We start from the raw sequence: 6,364 nt of genomic DNA on the forward strand, positions 1-6,364 counted from the left end.
TCGCCGGGGAAGGACGGCCACCCGATTCCGGTCGGGTGGCCGCCCCCGGGCGGGCCGCCCGCTTGACCCCCTCCCCCAGGGATCCCTACAGTCACCGGACATCAGACATCTCATCTCTGGGGCTCTCGTCCCCTCCGAGGAGGCGCCCCGTGCCGCTCACCGACCTGACGCTGGACGACTGCCTGGCGTACCGGCCCGAGGTCCCCGCCCCGGCCGACTTCGACGACTTCTGGTCCCGCACCCTCGCCCGGGGCGCCGCCGCCCCGCCGGTCCTGCGCCCGGTCGACAACGGCCTCGCCCTCGTGGACACCTACGACGTCACCGTGCCCGGCTTCGACGGGCAGCCGGTACGGGGCTGGCTGCGCGTCCCGGCCGGTGCGACGGGGCCGCTGGGCTGCGTCGTCGAGTTCCTCGGGTACGGGCGGGGGCGCGGCCTCCCGCACGAGAACCTCCTCTACCCGGCGGCCGGGCACGCCCACTTCCTCATGGACACCCGGGGCCAGGGCTGGTCCGCCGCCCCCGGCGGCACGGAGGACCCCGCGCCCGGCCCGAGCGGCACCGTCCCCGGTTTCCTCACCCGCGGCGTCGAGCGCCCCGAGGACCACTACTACCGGCGCCTCTTCGCCGACGCGGCCCGCTGGACCGAGGCGGCCCGCGCCCTGCCGATGGTCGACCCCGACCGCATCGTCGTCACCGGCTTCAGCCAGGGCGGCGGCATCGCCCTCGCCGTCGCCGGGCTCGTCCCGGGCCTCGCCGGCGTCATGCCGGACGTGCCGTTCCTCTGCCACATCCGGCGGGGCGCCGAGATCGCGCCCCAGCCGCCCTACACCGAGATAGCCGCGTACCTCGCCCTCCACCGCGACCGCGTCGACCGGGTCTTCACGACCCTGTCCTACTTCGACGGCATGCACTTCGCCGCCCGCGCGGACGCCCCCGCGCTCTTCTCCATCGCCCTGATGGACCCGGTCTGCCCGCCCTCCACCTGCTTCGCCGCCTACCACCGCTACGCCGGGGAGAAGGCGGTCGAGGTCTACCCCTTCAACGGCCACGAGGGCGGCGGCCGCGCGCACGAGCGGCTGCAACTCGCCTTCGTCCGCGACCGCGTCGGATGACGGCGGGGTCACGACACGACCGGAAGCTCTTGGTCGAGCACGGCCGCGCCGGCCCCGGAAGACTTCCGGGGCCGGCGCGGAGTGCGTGTCTCGTGCGGGGGGGGGATCAGCCGGTGAAGCCCGCGGTGATGGAGGTGAACTGCCAGGCCGGACGGTCCCGGTTGACCGCCCAGAAGGCGAGCCGGCCCAGGTCGTGGCTGTTGGCCCAGTCGCGGATCTGGGTCCAGATCTGCGCCGTGGTCACCTCGCCGGCGTCGCTGGAGTCGTTCATGCCGGAGATGCCGATGTGGTGGTACGCCTGCTGGTCGGTCCAGCCGAAGGTGGAGACGAGCTTGGCCTTCAGCCCCTCGGTGGCCTTGACGGTGTTGCCGTACATGTCGGCCTGGCCGCCGAAGTTGAACGGCATGATGGTGAAGTTGTCGATGTCGGCCCCGAGTTCGTGGGCACGCTCGATCAGGCGGTCGCCCCAGGAGTTGGGCCCGGTGTTGAGGGTCGGGAAGGTCAGGATCGTCCGGAGGCCGGGGTTGTTCTGCTTGACGATCTTCAGCGCGCCGAGGATGCGGTCCTGCACGGCGGGGTTCTCGAACTCGTCGGTGTTCTCGATGTCGACGTCGATCGCCTTCAGCCGATAGGCGTCGATGACCTTCTGGTACGCGCCCGCGAGCGCTTCCGTCGTGGAGCAGTTGGGGCCGAGCTTGTTGCCGCTCCAGCCTCCGATGGACGGGACGATGTCGCCGCCGGCCGCCCGGATCGCCTTGATGGCCGCCTCGTCCTGGCCGCCGGTCAGCGGGCGCTGGCTGTCCCAGGCGGGGTTGCAGCCGTTCTGCGCGAGGATGAAGGCCATGGTGTACCACTTGATGCCGGTCGCCTTCATGACCTCGGTCGGGCTCGGCGGGTTGCCCCAGCCGAGGTAGAGGTACGGGGCGGCCTGGATGAAGCGGTCGCCGCCGTTGCCGTCGTCCTTCCCGGTCGTCGCGGTGACGGTCGCGGAGTCCGGGGAGACGTTGCCCGCGCGGTCCTTCGCCCGGACCGTGAAGCGGTACGAGGTGCCGGGCGCCAGCCCGCCGACGGTCGCGGAGGTCCCCGTCACGGAGGTCGCCAGGGTGCCGTCCCGGTACACGTCGTAGCCGGTGACGCCGACGTTGTCGGAGGCCGCGTCCCAGGCGAGCGAGACGCCGCTCGCGGAGGTGCCGGTGGCCCGCGGGTTGCCGGGCGCGGAGGGCGCCTCGGTGTCGTCACCGCCGCCCGGACCGTCCAGGCTGATGTCGTCCGCGTAGTACGTGCCCTGCCCGTACCAGCCGTGCAGGTAGATCTCGGCGCTCTGCTGGGAGGCCCCGGTGGTGAAGGAGACCGTCAGCTGCTTCCAGTCGGCGGCGGACCCCGTCCAGGTGGCGGTGCCGCCCTGGACGCCGAGGTACGTGTACGAGCCGCGCACCCAGGCCGAGAGGGTGTACTTCGTACCGGGCCGGACGGACACCGTCTGGGCGCACCGCGCGGTGTCCGAGTTGCTCGCGGCTCCGGCCAGCGCGCGGGTGCCGCCGTGCACGGGGCCGCTCACGACCGAGCCCGCGTTCCCGGCGCAGGACCAGCCCGCGAGGGTGCCGGTCTCGAACCCGGGGTTGGTCAGCAGGTTGGCCGCTTGCGCGGCGGCCGGGGCCATCAGCACGCCGGCGCCGCCGAACAGGGCGGCGGTGGCGCAGGCGAGCAGGCGATGCCGAGTTCTCACGCTGTCTCCGGGGCGTGGTGGGGGGTGGGGTGGTGCTCCGGTGCGGGGAAGACGCGGGACCGGCCGGCGCAGGCTCCTTCGAGGGGCCGCGCCGGCCGGTCGCGCTGGATCGTGCGGGTGGTGCGGGTGGTGCGGGTGGTGCGGGTGGTGCGGGTGGTGCGGGTGGTGCGGGTGGTGCGGGAGTCTGGGCCGTACGGGAATCGGAGCCGCACGGGGCTCCAGGGGCCGTACGGGGCTCAGGACCGCTGCGGGACTCGGAGCCGTACGAGATTCAGGGGTGTACGGGAACGAGGGACGCGCGGGGCTCAGCAGGCGCCGAGGTCCTCCCAGACGCCCCACTCGCCGGTGGTGCCGGGCACCTCGCCGGTCACCCACCACTTGGCCCGCCAGTTGTGGCCGTTGTACGAGACGGTCTGGCCGCCGGTGTAGATGCTGCCGGAGCTCCAGGCCGCGGTCGTGCAGTCGCCGGGCTGCTCGCCGCCGCCGGTGCCGCCATCGCCACCGCCGGTCTCGCCGCCGGTGCCTCCACCGGTCTCGCCGCCGGTCCCGCCGCCGGTCTCGCCACCGCCGGTACCACCGCCGTCGCTGCCGCCCGTACCGCCGCCGGTCCCGCCGTCACCGCCGCCGATGTTCACGTCGATGCAGGCGTAGAACGCGTTGGAGGTGTCCGCGATGTTCCAGACGGCGAGCAGCTTCTGCTTGCCGCTGAACCCGGTGAAGTCCAGCTGGTGGCTGACCGAGGAGGCCGGGATGCGGCCGCCGTCGTTGAACTGGGCGATCTTCTGGTCGCCGATGAAGTACTGCCAGTTGCTCGTGGCGTGGCGCGCCTCGATCGTCCACGTCAGGGTCTGCTGGGTGCCGACGGAAGTGACCTTCCAGCCCTTGCTGTCGTTGTCCAGGTCCGCCCAGCGGGGGTCGCCCCCGCTACAGGTCCGCAGCCCCTTCGGGCCCTCGACGCTGGCCGGCTCGTACTTGATCTGACCGCACTGGACCACGCGGTTGGCGCATTGGTCCTGCCGGCTGGACGGCGAGACCACCCAGCCGTGGGCGCTCGCCGAGGGCGCCGGGAGGCTCAGGACCACCGCGGGAGCGAGCAGGGTGCCCAGGGCCGCGGCCCACGTCTTCTTCTTCATGTGCATGACATTAAGTTCCCTTCGTGTACACCGGATCCGCCCGGGTGAACGCGGCGCATGACCGGTGGGGCAACCTCACAGGCGAAGGTCTAGACCGACGCTTTCAGGTCTAGACCTTAGCGAAGGAAGGCAACCCGTCAAGGGGGTGAGTGCCGTCCCGCGCCGCCCGTCGAATCCGTGAACTTCCTTCTACGCGCGCGGACTTGAGAAGCGGTTTCGGGCGGCTCCGCAGCGGGCGGAAGAGGGCCCTTGCCCATGCGGCCCGCCGTGTAGTGGGGTATCCGCCATGAAGAAGAGAAGCAGGGCGGCCGCCCGGTCCCGATCCGCCGGATCGACGCCGGTCGACGGTATGGGTGCCATCAGGGTCGGCGGCGTCGACCTCGACACCGTCACCATCCCCGAGTTGCAGACCCGCATGGCCCGCGGCTCGCTCTCCTCGGTCCGGCTGACCCTCGCCTACCTGCGGCGGATCAGGTCCGTCGACCCCCGGCTCAACGCCGTCCTGCACACCAGCCCGACGGCCCTGGGACAGGCGGTGGTCAGCGACATCAGGCGCCGCCTCGGCCGGACGCGCGGCCCGCTGGACGGCATCCCCGTCCTCCTCAAGGACAACATCGACACCCGCGACATGCCGACGACCGCCGGGTCCCTGGCCCTGGCCGGGAGGCCGCCGCGCGCCGACGCCGAACTCGTCACCAGGCTCCGGGCGGGCGGCGCGGTGGTGCTCGGCAAGGCCAACCTCTCGGAGTGGGCCAACTTCCGCTCCATGACGCCGACATCGGGCTGGTCGGCGGTGGGCGGCCAGACCCGCAACCCGTACGTCCTCGACCGCAGCCCCTGCGGCTCGTCCGCCGGTTCGGCCGCCGCCCTGGCCGCCTCGCTGGCGCAGGTCGCGATCGGCACCGAGACGGACGGCTCCATCGTCTGCCCCGCCGGGATGAACGCCGTCGTCGGCCTCAAGCCGAGCCTCGGCGTGGTCAGCCGGTCGGGCGTGGTGCCGATCTCCGCCGAGCAGGACACCGCCGGCCCCATGGCCCGCAGCGTCATCGACGCCGCGCTCACCCTCTCGGTCATCGGCGGCGTCCCGGTGGCCCCGGACTTCGCGGAGGCGGCGACCCGTCCCGGCGCGCTGCGTGGCAGGCGGATCGGCCTGTGGCGGATGCCGCTGTTCGGCGCCGGGGTGGACGCGCTCATGACGCGCACCGCCGAGCGGCTGCGGGAGGCGGGCGCCGACGTCGTCGAGGTGTGCCTCCCCTATCAGCTGCGTATGGTCGAACTCGAATTCCCCTGCCTGCTCAGTGAGTTCCACCGGGACATCAACGCCTACCTCGCCACCCGGAACGGCCCGCGCGACCTCGCCGAACTGATCGAGTTCAACCGGACGCACCCGCGGGAGCAGACCTGCTTCGCCGGCCAGGAACTGTTCGAGGAGGCCCTCGCCGCACCGCCCGCCACGGACCCGGAGTACCGGGCGATGCGCACGGAACTGAGGGACCTGGCCCGCCGCTCCGTCGACGAGGTCATGGCCGAGCACGGCCTGGACGCGATCGCCTCCCCGGCGAACCCGCCCGCGTGGACGATCGACTGCGCGCGCGGCGACGCCGACGCGATCCCGTCCGCCAAGCCCGCCGCCGTGGCCGGCTACCCCTCCCTGTCGGTCCCCGCCGGCTTCGTCGGCGAACTCCCGGTGGGCCTGCTCCTCACCGCGGGCGACGGCCAGGACGCCCGCCTCCTGTCCCTGGGCGCCGCCGTCGAACACCACCTGGCCGGCCGACGCGCGCCGCGCTACCTGCCGACGCTTCCGGCTGACGGGTGACGGCCGGGGCGGCGTGGGGCGGCAGCTGTTCCCTGCGTCCGGCGACGAGCCGCGCACCGGCGGAGGAGGCGTAGGCCGGGGGCAGGGGGCCGCTGCCGTTGACGGTCAGGACGCCCATGAGGCCCGTGAACAGGAGCAGCGGCGCGAGGTAGCACTGCGGCGGTACGCGGCCGGCTCGGCCCGCGGTGGTCGGTGAAGACGACGGTGCCGCCGGAGGCCGCGACTTCGGTCATGATCTCGGCGAGTACGCCGTGGGCGTCGGCGTCCGGACCGGACCACGGCTCGTCCAGGACGAGGAGTCCGGGCTCCACGAGGAGGGCCTGGGCCAGCGCCACCTTCTGCGCGGTGCCGTCCTCCAGGTCCTGGGTCCGCTTGCCTCACCGGCCCGTGAGGGTGGTCTCCGCGGTCCGGACGACGCGGTCCAAGGCGTGGCGGTCCTCGGTGAGTCGGGGGGTGTTCTCTCGTATGTACTGCTCCTGGATGCGGCGTTCGGTCGTGAACCAGACCCGGGTGACCTGGTGTTCTTCCCGGCAGGCGAGGTCGGCCAGTGCGGTGTCGATCTCCTGTTGGGAGACGC

The 6,364-nt window shown here is 72.9% G+C and carries 5 protein-coding genes and 2 pseudogenes; 2 read left to right on the plus strand and 5 right to left on the minus strand.

Annotated features, from left to right (window positions below; all coding sequences use genetic code 11):
- The first annotated feature begins 149 nt into the window (after window positions 1-149).
- Entirely contained in the window at window positions 150-1,112 is a 963-nt protein-coding gene (locus IE219_RS29720) for an acetylxylan esterase (RefSeq protein WP_189983116.1), read from the plus strand.
- Window positions 1,113-1,218: 106 nt separating this feature from the next.
- Here the strand turns inward: IE219_RS29720 and IE219_RS29725 are convergent, their stop codons facing one another.
- From IE219_RS29725 to IE219_RS29735, 3 genes are all read right to left on the minus strand, one after another.
- Complete coding sequence (locus IE219_RS29725; protein WP_229850193.1) at window positions 1,219-2,838, minus strand: carbohydrate binding domain-containing protein; 1,620 nt, start codon at window positions 2,836-2,838, stop codon at window positions 1,219-1,221.
- Window positions 2,835-3,050 carry a hypothetical protein gene (locus IE219_RS29730; protein WP_189983117.1) on the minus strand — a complete coding sequence of 72 codons (216 nt, stop codon included), beginning with the start codon at window positions 3,048-3,050 and terminating at the stop codon, window positions 2,835-2,837. The genes IE219_RS29725 and IE219_RS29730 overlap by 4 nt, the downstream gene beginning before the upstream one ends.
- 93 nt (window positions 3,051-3,143) lie before the next feature.
- A complete protein-coding gene (locus IE219_RS29735) occupies window positions 3,144-3,977 on the minus strand; it encodes a lytic polysaccharide monooxygenase (protein WP_189983119.1) in 834 nt (277 codons plus the stop codon).
- Window positions 3,978-4,257: 280 nt separating this feature from the next.
- On the opposite strand from IE219_RS29735, the gene IE219_RS29740 reads away from it, so the two are divergent.
- Entirely contained in the window at window positions 4,258-5,787 is a 1,530-nt protein-coding gene (locus IE219_RS29740; protein ID WP_189983121.1) for an amidase family protein, read from the plus strand.
- Between the two features lie 182 nt (window positions 5,788-5,969).
- Here IE219_RS29740 and IE219_RS32085 read toward each other — a convergent pair.
- Together IE219_RS32085 and IE219_RS29745 are read right to left on the minus strand one after the other, a co-directional pair.
- Window positions 5,970-6,146, minus strand: a pseudogene (locus IE219_RS32085) (ABC transporter ATP-binding protein); the annotation flags it as partial.
- Between the two features lie 18 nt (window positions 6,147-6,164).
- Window positions 6,165-6,364, minus strand: a pseudogene (locus IE219_RS29745) (hypothetical protein); the annotation flags it as partial.

It is taken from the genome of Streptomyces termitum (genome assembly GCF_014650175.1).
Classification (GTDB): Bacteria; Actinomycetota; Actinomycetes; order Streptomycetales; family Streptomycetaceae; genus Streptomyces; species Streptomyces termitum.